We start from the raw sequence: 15766 nt of genomic DNA, 5'->3' as shown, positions 1-15766 counted from the left end.
CATGAGTATCGAGGTGGCCAACGAGTCGGGCGTCGAGATCGACGAGTCCTCGCTCGTCAAGCTGGCCGGTCACGTGCTCGGGCGCATGGGCATCCACCCGCTCGCCGAGCTGTCCATCCTGATCGTGGACGAGGCGGCGATGTCGCAGCTCCACGAGCAGTGGATGGGCGAGCCCGGGCCGACGGACGTGCTCGCATTCCCGATGGACGAACTGCGGCCGAGCCCGGGCGGGTCCCGCCAGGAGGGCGACGCCCCGCTCGACCCGGCCCTGCTGGGCGACGTCGTGCTGTGCCCGCAGGTCGCGGCCAAGCAGGCGGCGGAGGCAGGCCATGGCACCCGCGACGAGCTTGAGCTTCTCTGCACCCACGGCATCCTTCACCTCCTCGGCTATGATCACGCCGAGCCCGAGGAGCACGCCGAGATGTTCGGACTCCAGGGCGAGTTGCTCGACGCGTGGCGGGAGGTGCGGCGGGAGCCGTGAGTTCCCCCAGCGGGTGGTTGCTTTCAGCCGCCCTTCTGATCGTCATCGGCGGCCTTCTGGCCAGCGCCGAGACGGCTCTCGCACGCATCTCGCGGGTGCGCGCGGAGGAGTTCGCGCGCAAGGGGCGGCGCGGTGCCCAGCGCCTCCAGGCGATCGTCGCCGACCCGCCCCGCTACCTGAACCTGCTGCTGCTGCTCCGGCTCAGCTGCGAGCTGATCGCCACGGTGATCGCGACGCTGCTGTTCATCGACTGGTTCGGCGACGAGGGCCAGGCGTACGCCGCCGCCGCGGGCGTCATGATCCTGATCAGCTACGTCATCGTCGGGGTCTCGCCGCGCACACTCGGCCGGCAGCACGCCGAGCCGGTCGCGCTGGCGAGCGCCCCGATCGTGTACGGGCTGACGCGCATCTTCGGGCCCCTTCCCAAGCTGCTGATCCTGCTGGGCAACGCGCTCACGCCGGGCAAGGGCTTCCGGGACGGCCCGTTCACCTCCGAGGCGGAGCTGCGCGATCTCGTCGACCTCGCCGAGGAGCGCCGGGTCATCGAGCCCGACGAGCGCCAGATGATCCACTCGGTGTTCGAGCTGGGTGACACCCTGGTCCGCGAGGTGATGGTGCCGCGCACCGACATGGTGTTCATCGAGCGGGGCAAGACCCTCGACCAGGCCCTGTCCCTCGCGCTGCGCAGCGGCTTCTCCCGCATCCCCGTGGTCGGCGAGAACGAGGACGACGTGGTCGGCATCGCCTACCTCAAGGACATCGTCCGCCGGGTCCACGAGTCGACCGCGGGCGGCGACGCCGAGCACGAGAAGGTCGGCTCGCTGATGCGCCCGGCCACCTACGTGCCCGAGAGCAAGCCGATCGACGAGCTCATGCGCGAGATGCAGGCGCGGCAGATCCACCTGGCCATCGTGATCGACGAGTACGGCGGCACGGCCGGCCTGGTCACCATCGAGGACGTCCTTGAGGAGATCGTCGGGGAGATCGCCGACGAGTACGACCAGGAGGCGCCGCGCGTCGAGTGGCTCGGCGACGGGAGCGCCCGGGTGACCGCTCGGCTTTCCGTGGACGAGCTGGGAGAGCTGTTCGACATCGAGCTGGAGGTCGACGACGTCGACACGGTCGGCGGCCTGCTGGCCCACGCCCTCGGCCGGGTCCCCATAGCCGGTTCCCGGGCCACCGTCGACGGCCTGAGCCTGACCGCCGAGAGCACCGCCGGCCGCCGCAACCGCATCAGCACGGTCGTCGTGCACCGCGTGGCCCCCGCCGAGGACGTCGCCGTGCACGCCTCCGCCGAACGCGACTGACTCACCCCGCCCGAAATCCCGTTGCCGGGCCGCCCGCCTTCCGCCCGGCCACCCCTACCCTTTCCCCGTTTACGGGTCGGGGTATGTAACGACATATAGACTCACATGTCGTGGTTCTTTTCCGGGTGCTCGGCACTTTCGAGGTCCTAGGCGATTCTGGGCCGGTCGAGCTCGGGGGTCCCCGGCCACGATCGGTGCTCGCCCGGCTGCTCGTCGCCCGCCGTCAGGTGGTGCCCGTCGAGAGGATCATCGACGATCTGTGGCGGGACCAGCCACCGCCGAGCGCGCTCGCCTCCATCCAGGCGTACGTCTCCAACCTGCGCCGGGCACTGGAACCGGGCCGGAGCACCCGCAGCCCCGCACGGCTCCTCGTCACCGTCCCGCCCGGTTACGTGTTGCGCGCCGAGGACGTGGACGCGTGGCGGTTCGAGGCGCGGGCACGGCAGGGCATCGAGCTGCTCCGCTCCGGGGACGCGCAGGCCGCCTCGCGCGTACTCGACGAGGCGGTGAGGCTCGGGCAGGGATCCGCCTACCCGGAGTTCTCCTCCGCCGAATGGGCGATGACCGAGATCTCCAGGCTTGAGGAGCTGCACGCGTTCGCGGTGGAGCAGCGGGCCGCGTCTCTGATCACCCTCGGCGATGCGGCGCAGGTCGTCCCTGACCTGCAGGGATACGTGGGCGCCCACCCTTTGCGCGAGGAGGGCTGGCGGCTGCTCGCGCTGGCCCTCTACCACGTGGGCAGGCAGGGCGACGCGCTCGCCACTCTGCGCCAGGCCAGGCGGACGCTCGCCGAGGAACTGGGCGTCGACCCGGGTCCCGCCCTCCAGCGGATGGAGGCCGATGTCCTCGCCCAGTCCCCCCGACTGGACGTCCCGACCCCGCCCCCGATCTCGCGACCGGTGCCGATCATTGTTTCCGGCGACCCGCATGGTTCACCGGCCTCGCCGGTGACGGCGGCGGATGATCCGCCCGCGCACAGGCCGGACGCCGAGCCCGTCACCGACGTGGACGCCGGCCATGCCCACGGAGCGGAAGCCGGCCATGCCCACGGAGCGGAAGCCGACCGCCTTCATGGCAGGGAGGACCGACGTCTCTATGACATGCGAGCCGACCGTCTCTATGGCAGAGAGGCCGAGATGGCGGCCCTGCTCCGCGCGGCGGAGGAGGCCAGGTCGGGACGCGTGCGGCCGGCCGTGGTCATCGGCGAGGCGGGCATGGGGAAGAGCGCTCTGGCCGACGGCCTCGCGCGGGAACTGCTCGACGCCGACTGGCAGGTAGCCGTCGGCCGGTGTCCGGAGACCGACGGGGCGCCCCCGGGCTGGGCGTGGACCGAGATCCTGCGCGGCCTGATGGAACGGTTCCCCGCCGAGGCGGCGCTCGCCACCGCGCTCGGGCCTCTCGCGGACGAGGGCGGTGTCCAGGTCCCCGGCGCTTCGGGCGAAGGAGGGGGCGAGAGCATCTCTCGCGGAGCGTCCGACGACCGTCCAGCGGGCCGTGGTGGGGCCGTGAGCGCCGGCGAAGGGGTGGTCGCTGGAGGGGGGTCCGTAGGCACTAGTGCCGGAGGAGCGCCCGGCGGCTGGTCGGCGCCTGCCGCGCCGGGGATCCCCGGGGGAGCGGCCGATGCCGGTGGGGCGATGGTCCGCGGGGGAGTGACGGTCAACTCCAAGGGTTTTGAGAGGAATGTTTCGAGTGGGCGGTTCAGGGCGCGGCGGGCGCTCGCCGCGTACCTGCGCCACGTCGCGCGTGCCGCGCCGCTGCTGATCGTCCTGGACGATCTGCACCGGGCGGACGATGAGACCCTCGCCGTCCTCACCCACCTTGTAACCGATCTTCGCGGTGACCGCGTGCTGCTCGTGCTGACCTACCGGGAAGAGGAGGGCGCGGCGCGGCTCACCGAGACCGCCGCCGCACTCGCGGCCCGCGAACCGGTCCGCGTCGCCCTCCACGGGCTGGACGGGGCCGCCACCGGGGATCTGCTGCGCTCGTTATCCGGTGGCGAGGTGTCGGCGGGCGCGGTCGCCGCCGTCGCCGACCGTACGGGGGGCAACCCCTTCTTCGTCCGCGAGACCGCACGCCTGATCGCGTCCGAGGGGGAACGCGCGGCGGTCTCGGTGGTCCCCGCCGGGGTCAGGGACGTGCTGCGGAGGCGCTTCGTGCGGCTGCCCGTCCCCGCGCAGACCGTGATGCGGGAGGCGGCGGTGATCGGCAGGGACATCGACGTGGACGTCCTGGCCGAGGTGAACGGAGGGGGTGAGGAGGCGGTGGTCGACGCCCTGGAGGCGGCGTTGATGGCCGGCCTGCTCGTGGAACCCGAGCCAGGACGCCTCCGGTTCGCCCACGCCCTGGTCCGAGATACCTTCTACGACGATATTTCGGGACTACGGCGTACGCGTACGCACGCCCGCGTCGCCGCCGCGCTCGAAGCGCTCAGGAGCGACGAGGTCGCGGCCCTGGCCCACCACTTCGCCGCGGGCGGGGAACGGGTCAAGGCCGCGCACTATGCCGTCCTCGCCGCCGAGCGGGCGGAGCGCAGGTTCGCGTACTCGGAGGCCGCGGCGCTCTGGGACAGGGCCCTCCACCTCGGAGACGGCGAGGACCTCGAACTGCTCATGCGGCGAGTGCGCGCGCTGGCGCTGGCCAACGAGCTGTCGGCCGCGCGCGAGCACCGCGAGCAGGCGGTGCGGCTGGCGCTGCCGCTGGGCGATCCGGAGCTGACCGCACGGGTCATCGTGGCCTTCGACGTGCCCGCCTTGTGGAGCATCCGCGAGTACGGGGTGGTGTCCCACGAGATCGTCCAGGTCGTTGAGCACACGCTGGCCGAGCTGGGCCCGGGGGACGGCCACGCCAGGTGTGCGCTGCTCTGCTCCCTCGCCACCGAGCTGGGCGGTGAGGCGACCACGCGCGGCGAGCAGGCCGCGGGAGAGGCGCTCGCCATGGCCAGGCGGCTCTGTGATCCGGGATTGCTGGCCAAGGCGCTGAACGCGCGCTACTTCCACACCTTCCGCGGCGACGGCCTCGCGGAGCGACGCGAGATCGGGACCGAACTGCTCGAACTCGCGCAGGCGCACGGCATGGCCGTGGCGGAGGTGCTGGCGCGTCTCATCCTCATGCAGCAGGCCATCGCGTCCTACGACTGGGTGAGGGCCGACGAGGAGGCGAGCGCCGTGGAACGGCTGGCGGCGCGGTACGACCTGCCGATGCAGGCGTCCCTCGCCGGCTTCTACCGGGCATTCCGGTACGCGATCGCGGAGGACTACGGCAAGGCCGAGGAGCTCTACCGGGAGGCGGCGCGGGCGCACAGCAAGGCAGGCGCCTGGCGTTTCGAGATCGGGCTGTCCTTCATGGCGCGCTACTGCCTGCACCTGCTCGACGACACCGTGGGCGAGCTGGCGGCCGAGGCGGATCTGATCGCCGGCCACTGGGAGATGGCACGGGAGCCCCACGCGCTCGCCCTGGTACGGGCCGGGCGGCCGGATGAGGCCGACGCCGTGCTCGGCGACGATCTCTCCCGTGTCAGGCCCGACTTCTTCGGGCGGTTCTTCGTCGTGGTGCGCGGGCTGCTCGGCGTGGCGATCGACGACCGGCGGCGGGTGCTGTGGGCCCGCGAGGCGCTGCTGCCTTACGCGAGGCGGCCGGTCACCGACGGGTCGGCCGTGATCTCGTTGTGGCCGGTGGCCCAGGTGCTCGGCGATATCGATCTCTACCTCGGCAGGCCCGAGGAGGCGCGGGAGCACTATCGGGCGGCGCTGGAGATCTCCACCGCCGTCGGTGCCCCCGCCTGGGTGAGGGCCGCCCGCGAGGGACTCGCCCGCTGCGCCGCCCGCGGCTGACAGCCCGCCCGGATTGGGTGGGTGTCCGGCCGCGGGCGTGCGCCGGGGCGGATCAGGGGCTCGCGGGGAGTGTGCGGGGGCGTTCGGTGCCGTCCTGGTGGCCGAGGATGGTCCATTCGGTGACTTCGACGCGGTACATCCGCTCGGGTGCCTCGCCGCGCTTCAGCCGTACGGGGTCGGTGGTGTCGGCGAGGACGGGCCAGCGGGTGAGGTGACCCGCAAGCTCTGTGGCGGCGGCGCGACCCGCCAACTCCCGCGCGGTGCCCGTGAAGGTGACCGTGAACTCGCGCGGCCCGGGTCCGGCCGGGGGAGGGGTGACGATCGAGCCGGCGACACGGCTGTCGAGCCGCAGGTCGCCGGGAAGCAGCCGCTCGGGGCGGGCCAGGAAGTGCAGCCGGTCGGGTGAGAAGGTCGCGCGGTACCACACGTCGCACAGGACGGGGGCGCCGTCGGGACGCAGGATCGCGAGCTGGAGGAGCCCGCCGCGCAGGACATGCTCGACCAGGCGCCGGCGTTCCGGGCCGCGGGGCAGGTCATGGCCGACGGGGTACCGGTGGTGGCCGTGGTCCGGCAGGTCGGGGTGGACGGACTGGACAAGCTGGACGGGGTGGACGGAATGAACGGGGTGGACGTGGTGGACGGGGTCCGGCAGGCCGTGGTGGGGGGAGACGGCGGGGTGTGAGCGATTTGGGACGTCGTCGTCGGAGTCGATGGTCACCTGGCGAGCATGCTGGCAGGCGGTTGGAGGGCTCTAGGGGGCGATCGCCGGTATACGCGTCAAGCCGGATTCGAATGACTTGCAAGTGCGAGGATTTCCCTCCAGGCGCCGATGGCTTGGGGCGCCGGTGAGGGGAGGGCCGGTGTGCCGGGGAGGAGTTCACCCGAGTGCGCCGCCGGTCGCCGCGACCGTGGCAAGCGACCTTTAAGCGTCTTGCAAGTGGGTCGTGGAAGGTTGTCCCCAGGCGCTCACCGGCTCGGGGCGCCGGCAAGGGGGAGGGCCGGTGTACCGGGGAGGGGTTCACGGCGCACCGGCAGAGCTGGGGGGGACGCGTGGCGGCCCTGGCCGGGAGACCGGCCGGGTCCGACACGCCCAAAAGGGTGCCTCACCTGCGCTGGGCGGGTGAGGCACCCTTTGGGCTTGATGGGGCCGACCGGTCCGACGCGCCCTGGTGTTGCCGGGTGCGGTTTGACGGGTGCTGGCCTGACCGAGTCTGGTCTGGTTGGGCGTCGGTCTGGTGGGGTTGGGCCGACTGGTTCTGGGGGGGTCGGATCTTGGTCTGGTCTGTTCGTGGCTGGCCCGTTCTGGCCTGGTCGGGCCGGCAGGTTCCGCGCTGAGTTGTGCCTGCGCATGGGGGACGTCGGGCTCCCCCCTGGAGCAGGGCCATGCCCAGGCGCTGCATCATCAGCCGATGCGCCTGGTAGAGATCGCGACGAGTCTGCATGCCACCTCACCCTTGCCTGGCGGGTCATCGCGGACAGCATAGAAGCGCCTGTGCGGGGACGGGCATCGTGCCGGTGAAGTGGGGGTTCACGCCCGGACACGGCCGGAAGACGGGCTTCGAGCCTTTCTGTACGGCCCGATGAGGGCTGGGCTAGTCTGCGATTCAACGGTTGATCACGTGCTGTCAGGGCGGGACGGGGGCGGGAGTGAGCGGGCAACTGGGCATAGAAGCGCTGCTGAACAGGCAAAGTTCGGTGACCTCCCCCTCTGCCGATCCGGACACCACCGAAGTCCCCGACCCGAACGTGCCGGACCCGAACGTGCCGGACCCGAACGTGCCGGACCCGAACGTGCCGGACCCGAACGTGCCGGACCCGAACGTCCCTGACCCCAGCGTGCCGGACGTTCCCGATCCGAACGTCCCAGGCATCCCCGATCCGAACGTTCCCGGCATCCCTGATCCGAACGTTCCCGAGGTGAACCCGGTGAGAGGGCGCATGATCGGGCTCGCCATCGCGGGCATCGCCTCCCGGCCCCGGCAGCCTGTCGGGGGCGGGGGACAAGTGGGACGAGATCGCCAAGGGAATCGAAGGCCTGGGGACGGACCTCAAGAAGCACGTCGGCGACGTGCCTCCCAGGGACTGGACGGCCCAGGACGGGGAGGCGTTCAAGGGCGCGGCCGAGATCATGCTCAAGAACATCCTCGTTCCGGCGCCGGTGCGGCGGGATGTGGGACGGCGAACTCGACGCCGCTGTACGGCGGGTGAACCGTGAACCTTCGCGGACACCGCGCCCGCCGCGTCCGCACGGTGGCTCGTCAGGGATGCCGGTCGGCGTGCCTGGCGATGAGGTGGTCACGTCTCTGCTGGAAGAAGGCGATGTCGCTCTCCACCGCCTCCCGGGTGAACAGCTCGGGCTCGTCGCGCAGGGCCGTCTCGCCCATCTCCGACCAGAACGCCGTGGCGGGCACCTCTGCGGCGCCCTCGGGGAGGAACTTGGCCACCTCGGCGGCGGCGTCCCTGGCGCACTCCCACCCGACCACGACGCTCTCGGACAGCGCGGCGTCCCCGGGGTCCTCGCGGTGGCGCAGGTCGTCGCGCATGGCCCGCTGGGCGTACCCCGCGCCGGCCACCCGCCACTGTCCGGCGTCGATCAGCTCCGAGGGCCCCTCCCCGAACCGCAGGCGTTCACGCCTGGCCTGGAACTCGCTCTCGAAGGGCACGAAGACGTCGAAGGCGAGCCGCAGGCCGATGTCGCGCCCGTCGAAGCGCAGCTTCCAGGCGCCCGCCACCTCGGTCAGCTTCGTGTGGGCCGCGTAGTCGCGTACCGGCTCCAGGGCGTCGCCCCGCTCGGTGGCCACGGCCGTGAGGTCGACGAACAGGTAGGCCTCCGTGAGCGTCCTCGCGTGAAGCGATGCCATGGCCTCCCCCTTCGCCGGCCGTTCCCGGTGCCCTTCGACGATATCGGCCGGGTCCCGCTCCGGATGTACGGGGTCCATGCCCGTCCTCCCGGCACCGCCGTGCCGTGCCCCACGCAGTCGAGAGGCCCGGTGCCGGTCAGGTCGACCGACTTGGCGACCCGCACCTGCGGATGGCGCGTGTCCACCCCGCTGTCGATCAGGCCACGGTCACGCCCTCGCCCCGCGTGAGGGGCCGAGCAGCCTAGCCAACTGGGCTTTACGGTTCTTTTCGATCTGTCAGTTCGCGGGGAGATTGCGCCTTTTGTTGATCGGGAAGAATTCCCGCAGGCGGGAACCGGGGATTCCCGTCCGGCGGGAGTTCGGGGGAGCACGATGCGCATCACCGGTGTGGTCCTTGCCTTCGCCCTGCTCACCGGTATGACGGCGTCCTGCGGCCTGGGCGAGGGCGTCTTCGGCGGGTCCGCCGGCAAGCAGGAGCTGTCGCGGGCGCGCAAGGCCCTGGCGGAGGTCGAGGACCCGTCGGTGGACTTCACCGAGCGGGCCGAGGCCGCCTGGCAGCCGCCGTTCGTCCCGGCGAAGCGGGAGTGCGGCAGGCTCTTCGAGCTCGCCGAGGGCAAGGCGTCCGACCTCGCGTCCGCGACGACGGCGGAGTCCACGAGCTTCCGGGGCAACCGCCTGGGCGAGACGGCCGGGGTCGTGCTCGCCGCCTACGCCCCGTCCGGGGCCCGCCAGGCTCTCCGTACGGTCGCGGACCTGATGCGCGACTGCCCCGTGGCCGCGGTGAAGAGCGCGGGCGGGGGCGACCGCCTGGTGGGCTCCCCGCTGCCCGTGGGCGACATCGGGGACGGGGTCGAGGCGCGGAGGTTCAAGGGCAGGGTCGGCGGCTACCCGTACGAGATGCATCTGGTCGTGGTGCGCTCGGGCGACATGGTGATCTCGCTCGTCCACACGGGCCTGGCCAAGCTCGACCCCGGACGGACCCAGAGGCTGGCCACCGTCCTCGCCGCCAAGGTCCACGAGGCCGCCCAGTAGCCTGTGCCCGTGACTGAGACCATCCTCGACCCTGAGGACAGCAAGATCATTACCCTGGCCCGTGCGGCCCGCGCGCGCAACGGGACCGCCGAGGGCGGCGCGGTGCGCGACGAGACCGGACGCACCTACACCGCGACCAACGTCGATTTGCCCTCGCTGAAACTGTCGGCCGTGCAGGTCGCGGTCGCGATGGCCGTGTCCAGCGGGGCCGTCTCGCTGGAGGCCGCGGCCCTCGTCGGCGACGTCGAGGAGCCCGCCGAGCGGGACCTCGCGGTGGTCCGCGACCTCGGCGACGCCGTCGTCTTCCTGGCCGCTCCGGACGGCAGCGTGAAGGGGCGGTACATCTGATCGGCGACAATGGGTGGCGTGAGTTCTTCAGCCGCTGAGTTCCGTGCCGGATTCGCCTGCTTCGTCGGCAGGCCCAACGTCGGCAAGTCGACGCTGATGAACGCGCTGGTCGGCGCCAAGGTGGCGATCACCTCGTCCAAGCCACAGACGACCCGTCGCGCCATCCGCGGCATCGTCAACAGGCAGGCCGCCCAGCTCGTCATCGTCGACACGCCCGGCCTCCACCGGCCGCGCACCCTGCTCGGCGAGCGTCTGGACAGCCTGGTGCTGTCCACCTTGACCGAGGTCGACGTCATCGGCTTCTGCGTCCCCGCCAACGAGCCGATCGGCAAGGGCGACCGTTTCATCGCCGAGAAGCTCGCGGCGGTCAAGAAGACCCCGGTGGTCGCCGTGGTCACCAAGTGCGACCTCGCGACCCGCGAGCAGATCGCCGCCCAGTTGCTGGCCGTGTCGCAGCTCGCGGAGTTCGCCGAGATCATCCCTGTCTCGGCGGAGTCGGGGGAGCAGCTCGACGTCCTCGCCGACCAGCTGGTCGAGCGCCTCCCCGAGTCCCCTCCGCTGTACGCCGGGGGAGAGCTCACCGACGAGCCCGAGCAGGTGCTGGTCGCCGAGCTGATCCGCGAGGCGGTCCTCGAAGGCGTGCGGGACGAGCTTCCGCACTCCATCGCCGTGGTGGTCGAGGAGATGACCCCCCGGGAGGGCCGCGACGACCTCCTCGACGTGTACGCCCAGATGTTCGTCGAGCGCCCCTCGCAGAAGGCCATCGTGATCGGGCCGAAGGGCGCGCGGCTCAAGGACGTCGGCAGCCGCGCCCGCAAGCAGATCGAGGCCCTGCTGGGCACCCACATCTACCTCGACCTGCGCATCAAGGTAGCCAAGGACTGGCAGCGCGACCCGAAGCAGCTTCGCCGTCTCGGCTTCTACGACTGATCACGGCGTCACCGCCGTACCTGGGCCTCCCCCCAGGTCAGGCGCCGGCGCAGGGTCGCGGCGTCGGGGGCGAGGGCCGAGATCAGCGTGCCCGGCCCCGCCAGGGGCAGCACGGCGCAGCCCTCCGCCAGCACCGCCTCGGCCGCGCCCGGCTTCTCCGAGGACGGAACGGGCTTCACCGAAGCCCGGTCCGGCTTCTCCGGGGCCGCGCTCGGTTTCTCCGAGGCCGGGGACGTGCCCGGCCTCTCTGAGGCCGGGTCCGGCGCGGGTTCCCCCGCGAAGGAGCCGGTGAGCAGGACGCTGCCGACACACCGTGCGTCGCCGTACACCGCCGGGCTGCCGTCAACGGACGGGTCGCCCACGAGGAACTCCTGGCGCAGCAGGGGCACCCCGCCGATCGTCGCGTCGAAGCGCGCATGGCAGGTGCCCGGCCGCTCGCCGTGGCGGCCGAAGACGATCTCCTCACGCCAGTGCACGGACGCGCCCTCCTCCAGCGTCAGCCGGACGATCACGCGGTGGGCGCACCCGGCCGCGAGGACGGTCGGCTCGGGCACGTACCGCAGCGTGGCGCCCGCGCCCACCCGCGCCTCGACGACCGACACCGACTCGCCAGGACCGGGCAGCACCAGCGTGCTCGCGACCGAGGCGATCTCCAGTGAGGTGCCCGGGGCCACGTCGATGTGGAGCGCGAGATGGTCGCCACCGAGCGGTCCCGCCGCGGTCGCCACCAGATGGACCGTGCGGGGCCCGGTCTGGCGCAACGTCAGCGGCGGGTCCGACCTGAGCGTGCCCAGCACGGTACGGCCGCCCGCCCGCTCGGTCGCGACGGCCGCCCGCGCGTCGAACGACCTCCTGTTCCGCTCGGTCGCGACGGCCGCCCGCGCGTCGGGCGACCTCCTGTTCGGCGAGGGGTCACCCGTACCGGTCGTGGTGCTCATCTTTCGTACGCGGCTCGCCGGCTTCAGGCGTTGCTCGTCGGGACGGCGGGGCCGTGCGGGTGCTCCCGCGCGTGGGCGAAGGACTCGACCACGCCGTGCACCCACTCGGCGACCGCGTACACCTCCGGCACCTCCCTGATCGAGGTGAACAGGACCGGCTTGCCGTCGCGTACGGCCGCCGCGTCCCTGGACATCACGGTCAGATCGGCTCCCACATGCTTCGCCAGGTCGGTCTTGTTGATGATCAGCAGGTCGGCGGTGGTGACGCCGGGGCCTCCCTTGCGCGGCACCTTGTCGCCGCCGGACACGTCCAGCACGAAGATCTGCTGGTCGGCGAGCCCCCTGCTGAAGGTCGCGGTCAGGTTGTCCCCGCCACTCTCCACGATCACGAGGTCCAGCGGGCCGAAGCGTTCCTCCAGGGTCTCGACCGCGTCGAGGTTGGCCGCGATGTCGTCGCGGATGGCGGTGTGCGGGCAGCAGCCGGTCTGCACGGCGACGATGCGCTCGGGGTCGAGCACCCCGGCCCTGCGCAGGAAGTCGGCGTCCTCGGTGGTGTAGATGTCGTTGGTGACCACGCCCAGGCGGAGTATCGGGCCGAGCGTGCGGCACAGAGCGGCGACCAGCGCGGTCTTGCCACTCCCGACGGGGCCGCCGACGCCGAGGCGCAGCGCCCGTCCATGCGGGTCGGGAGAGTGGTGACGGTCGTCGTGGTTAGCTGACAAAGAGCCGTACCTCCGTGCGTAGGTGCTGTTCAGCCAGCAGATCGAGTGCGGGAGCGGCATGCGCGGGAAGGTCCTCCCACGCGGTGCGGGCGCGAGCCGTGCGCGCCACGCCTTCCAAGTCGGGCACGAGACCGGCGAGCACGCGATGCACGACGACGGGGTCGAGCCCGAGGAGCCGGACCGCCGCGGTGGCCGATCCGGTGATCGAGGTGTACGCGGTGGCGAGCGCCGCGTCGTGGGGTGCGCATCCCGCCGCGGCCGCCACCGCGCCGAGGGCGATCGGGTGGTGCGCGCCTTCCGGCACGGCTCGCGCCATGGCGTCCAGCGCCGTGGACGGCCAGATCCGGCGGCCCGTCCTCAGCAGGAGCCTGCCCTGCGTGCGGCTCGCGCCGCGCTGCGCCGGTGAGGCCGTACGGGCGTCGGCCTCGGCGTCCAGTTCGCGCCACGCGCGCGTCCCGTCCTCGCCCGAGGCGCACAGCTCGCAGGCGGCGGCGGCGAGCGCGGCGGCGACCAGGCCGGTCGTGGCGAGCCGGCCACGGAGGAACCGCGCCAGGTCCTCCGGGCCGGTGATCGCCCCGATCCGCACCGCCTCCTCGGCTCCTCCCGAGTGGCCGTGGCCACCGGCGGGGAGCCGGGAGTCGGCGAGTAACAGCAGCGCCGCGTTCATGTCAGAACAGGAAGTAGCGCTGGGCCATGGGAAGTTCCTCGGCCGGGGCGGGCTCTATCAGCTCGCCCTCCACGCGGACCGCGAACGTGTCGGGGTCCACCTCGATCGCCGGGAGCGCGTCGTTGAGCGGCATGGACTCCTTCCCGCGCCGCCGCACGTCGGAGACCGGCACCAGGCGGCGGGCCACCCGCAGCCGGTCGGCCAGGCCGTCCTCGATGGCGAGCGGCGCGACGAAGTGCAGCGACGTGGCCGCCGCGGTGACCGGCGCCGCGCCGAACATCGGCCGGGGCATCACGGGCTGCGGCGTCGGGATGGAGGCGTTGGCGTCGCCCATCTGCGCGTAGGCGATGACGCCGCCCTTCACCACGAGCTGCGGCTTCACTCCGAAGAACGCCGGCTCCCACAGCACGAGGTCGGCCAGCTTGCCGACCTGCACCGAGCCGACGTGCTCGTCCAGCCCGTGGGCGACGGCCGGGCAGATCGTATATTTCGCGACGTAGCGCTGGGCGCGGAGATTGTCGGCCCGGCCGTCCCCGGGCAGGGCGCCCCTGCGCCTCTTCATCACATGGGCGGTCTGCCAGGTCCTGATGACGGTCTCGCCCACCCGGCCCATCGCCTGGGAGTCGGATCCGATCATCGAGATCGCGCCGATGTCGTGCAGCACGTCCTCGGCGGCCATCGTCGAGGGGCGGATACGCGACTCGGCGAAGGCCAGGTCCTCCGGCACCGCCGGGTTGAGGTGGTGGCAGACCATCAGCATGTCGAGGTGCTCGTCGAGCGTGTTGATCGTGTGCGGGCGCGTCGGGTTGGTCGAGGACGGCAGCACGTTTGCGTAGGCCGCGACGCGGATGATGTCCGGCGCGTGCCCGCCCCCCGCCCCCTCGGTGTGATAGGCGTGGATCATCCGGTCGCCGATGGCCTGGAGTGTCGACTCGACGAACCCGGCCTCGTTGAGGGTGTCGGTGTGGATGGCCACCTGCACGCCCGTGGCGTCGGCCACGCGCAGGCACGCGTCGATGGCGGCGGGCGTCGTGCCCCAGTCCTCGTGGAGCTTGAAGCCCGAGGCCCCGGCGCGCAGCTGCTCGGTCAGCCCCTCGGCGCTGACGGTGTTGCCCTTGCCCAGCAGCGCGACGTTGACGGGCATGCCGTCCATCGACTCCAGCATGCGCGCCAGATACCATGTGCCCGTGACGGTGGTGGCCTTGGTGCCCTCGGCCGGTCCGGTGCCGCCGCCGATGATCGTGGTGACGCCCGCCGCCAGCGCCTCGTCCACGATCTGCGGGCAGATCAGGTGGACGTGCGAGTCGATCGCCCCTGCGGTGAGGATCTTGCCGTTGCCCGCCAGGATCTCGGTGGAGGGGCCGATCACCAGGTCGGGGTGGACGCCGTCCATCGTGTCGGGGTTGCCGGCCTTGCCGATGGCGGTGATCCGCCCGTCCCTGACCCCGATGTCGGCCTTCACCACGCCCCAGTGGTCGAGGACGACCGCGCCGGTGATCACCAGGTCGGGGGCGCCCTCGGCGCGGGTGGTCCTGGCCTGCCCCATGGACTCGCGGATCACCTTGCCGCCGCCGAAGACGACCTCGTCGCCCGCGCCCGGCCCCCTGCTCAGATCGTCGGTGACCTCGATGAACAGGTCGGTGTCCGCGAGCCGGACGCGGTCGCCGGTCGTCGGGCCGTACAGCATGGCGTACCGGGAACGGCCGATCGTCGGCTCAGTCATGCGAACCCCCGTCAGGTGCGCGTGTGTCGAGGGGCCCGGCCCATTCGAGGCGCAGGCCGGGGACGATCCGGCGTCCGGCGATCGGCACGAGCGCCACGTCGCGCTCGATGCCGGGCTCGAACCTGATGGCGGTGCCGGCGGGCACGTCGAGCCGCCTGCCCCACGCGGCGTCCCTGTCGAAGGACAACCCCGGGTTGGCGGCGGCGAAGTGGTAGTGCGATCCGACCTGGATCGGCCGGTCGGCGGTGTTGACCACGCGGAGGGTCACGCGCTCGCGGCCCGGGTTCAGCGGGATGGGATCCTCGCCGAAGACGATCTCGCCGGGCACCATGGGCTCGGCGCTCACTGGATGGGCCGGTGGACGGTGACGAGCTTGGTGCCGTCAGGGAACGTCGCCTCGATCTGCACCGATTCCAGCATCTCGGGGATCCCCTCCATCACGTCTTCGCGGCGGAGGACCTTGCGTCCCGCCTCCATCAGGTCGGCGACGGTACGGCCGTCCCTGGCGCCCTCCAGGAGGAAGGACGCGATGATCGCGGTCGCCTCCGGATGGTTGAGGCGCAGCCCCCTGGCCTGGCGGTCTCTGGCGACGCCCGCCGCGACGTGGATGAGCAGGCGTTCCTGTTCGTGTGGGGTGAGCCGCATGGCCGGACACTAGGCAACGACCGTTTCCGTGACGTGACATCGGCATTTCCGCTGTGTGTCGGCCGTTCGCGGGGCGGGAGATCTCGTCCGCCGGCCCGGCGGGTGAATTCACGGCAAAGGCTCTCCGGCGGTGACGGGGCTTCCCGGAGTTCATCGTGGTGCCCGCCGGGTGCCTTATACGGCCATGCCGGCCGGACCCATCATGTTGTTTCGGTGATGACCCGGTAAACGGCAATTAACAACCGCGACCTCGGCGGGAAACCTCACTCGATCACCTTGGCG

Annotated in this window: 15 protein-coding genes; 6 read left to right on the top strand and 9 right to left on the bottom strand. The window is 71.9% G+C overall.

Going from position 1 to position 15766, the window contains the following annotated elements; translation table 11 throughout:
- Nucleotide 1: 1 nt before the first annotated feature.
- The 3 genes from ybeY (at nt 2) to ACGFIV_RS02320 (ending at nt 5618) form a co-directional block, all read left to right on the top strand.
- On the top strand, nt 2-481 hold the full coding sequence (gene ybeY / locus ACGFIV_RS02330) for an rRNA maturation RNase YbeY (protein WP_358548156.1): 480 nt from the start codon (nt 2-4) through the stop codon (nt 479-481).
- Complete coding sequence (locus tag ACGFIV_RS02325; RefSeq protein ID WP_358548154.1) at nt 478-1788, top strand: hemolysin family protein; 1311 nt, start codon at nt 478-480, stop codon at nt 1786-1788. The genes ybeY and ACGFIV_RS02325 overlap by 4 nt, the downstream gene beginning before the upstream one ends.
- A gap of 110 nt (nt 1789-1898) precedes the next feature.
- The gene (locus tag ACGFIV_RS02320; RefSeq protein WP_392831232.1) at nt 1899-5618 is read left to right on the top strand and encodes a BTAD domain-containing putative transcriptional regulator; all 3720 of its coding nucleotides are present in this window, start codon (nt 1899-1901) and stop codon (nt 5616-5618) included.
- Between the two features lie 52 nt (nt 5619-5670).
- Here ACGFIV_RS02320 and ACGFIV_RS02315 read toward each other — a convergent pair whose 3' ends face one another.
- From ACGFIV_RS02315 to ACGFIV_RS02305, 3 genes are all read right to left on the bottom strand, one after another.
- The gene (locus ACGFIV_RS02315; RefSeq protein ID WP_358548148.1) at nt 5671-6336 is read right to left on the bottom strand and encodes a hypothetical protein; all 666 of its coding nucleotides are present in this window, start codon (nt 6334-6336) and stop codon (nt 5671-5673) included.
- Nucleotides 6337-7243: 907 nt separating this feature from the next.
- A complete protein-coding gene (locus tag ACGFIV_RS02310) occupies nt 7244-7573 on the bottom strand; it encodes a hypothetical protein (protein WP_392831228.1) in 330 nt (109 codons plus the stop codon).
- A 303-nt stretch (nt 7574-7876) separates the two neighbouring features.
- On the bottom strand, nt 7877-8479 hold the full coding sequence (locus ACGFIV_RS02305; protein ID WP_358548142.1) for a hypothetical protein: 603 nt from the start codon (nt 8477-8479) through the stop codon (nt 7877-7879).
- Between the two features lie 372 nt (nt 8480-8851).
- Here ACGFIV_RS02305 and ACGFIV_RS02300 point away from each other — a divergent pair, with 372 nt between their 5' ends.
- Genes ACGFIV_RS02300 through era form a run of 3 tightly spaced genes read left to right on the top strand, consistent with a single transcriptional unit; the run spans nt 8852 to nt 10789 of the window.
- Nucleotides 8852-9511: a hypothetical protein gene (locus ACGFIV_RS02300; protein ID WP_358548139.1), complete on the top strand. Its 660-nt coding sequence runs from the start codon at nt 8852-8854 to the stop codon at nt 9509-9511.
- Nucleotides 9512-9520: 9 nt separating this feature from the next.
- The gene (locus ACGFIV_RS02295) at nt 9521-9859 is read left to right on the top strand and encodes a cytidine deaminase (protein ID WP_358548136.1); all 339 of its coding nucleotides are present in this window, start codon (nt 9521-9523) and stop codon (nt 9857-9859) included.
- Between the two features lie 9 nt (nt 9860-9868).
- The gene (gene era / locus ACGFIV_RS02290) at nt 9869-10789 is read left to right on the top strand and encodes a GTPase Era (RefSeq protein WP_358548134.1); all 921 of its coding nucleotides are present in this window, start codon (nt 9869-9871) and stop codon (nt 10787-10789) included.
- A gap of 8 nt (nt 10790-10797) precedes the next feature.
- On the opposite strand, the gene ACGFIV_RS02285 is transcribed toward era, so the two are convergent.
- Genes ACGFIV_RS02285 through ACGFIV_RS02260 form a run of 6 tightly spaced genes read right to left on the bottom strand, consistent with a single transcriptional unit; the run spans nt 10798 to nt 15484 of the window.
- Nucleotides 10798-11727, bottom strand: coding sequence for an urease accessory protein UreD (locus tag ACGFIV_RS02285; protein ID WP_392831222.1), 930 nt, complete (start codon nt 11725-11727; stop codon nt 10798-10800).
- 23 nt (nt 11728-11750) lie between these two features.
- Entirely contained in the window at nt 11751-12449 is a 699-nt protein-coding gene (gene ureG, locus ACGFIV_RS02280; RefSeq protein ID WP_358548128.1) for an urease accessory protein UreG, read from the bottom strand.
- Nucleotides 12439-13116: an urease accessory protein UreF gene (locus ACGFIV_RS02275; protein WP_392831218.1), complete on the bottom strand. Its 678-nt coding sequence runs from the start codon at nt 13114-13116 to the stop codon at nt 12439-12441. The genes ureG and ACGFIV_RS02275 overlap by 11 nt, the downstream gene beginning before the upstream one ends.
- A gap of 1 nt (nt 13117) precedes the next feature.
- The gene (locus ACGFIV_RS02270) at nt 13118-14839 is read right to left on the bottom strand and encodes an urease subunit alpha (RefSeq protein WP_358546285.1); all 1722 of its coding nucleotides are present in this window, start codon (nt 14837-14839) and stop codon (nt 13118-13120) included.
- The gene (locus ACGFIV_RS02265) at nt 14832-15170 is read right to left on the bottom strand and encodes an urease subunit beta (protein WP_392831591.1); all 339 of its coding nucleotides are present in this window, start codon (nt 15168-15170) and stop codon (nt 14832-14834) included. Before ACGFIV_RS02265 ends, ACGFIV_RS02270 begins: the two co-directional genes overlap by 8 nt.
- 11 nt (nt 15171-15181) lie before the next feature.
- Complete coding sequence (locus tag ACGFIV_RS02260; RefSeq protein ID WP_262842735.1) at nt 15182-15484, bottom strand: urease subunit gamma; 303 nt, start codon at nt 15482-15484, stop codon at nt 15182-15184.
- Between the last annotated feature and the right edge of the window lie 282 nt (nt 15485-15766).

This window comes from Sphaerisporangium sp. NPDC049003 (assembly GCF_043197795.1).
GTDB lineage: Bacteria > Actinomycetota > Actinomycetes > Streptosporangiales > Streptosporangiaceae > Sphaerisporangium.
The sequence above is the reverse complement of the archived record's forward strand: the minus strand, read 5'-3'. Positions and strand labels throughout refer to the sequence as shown.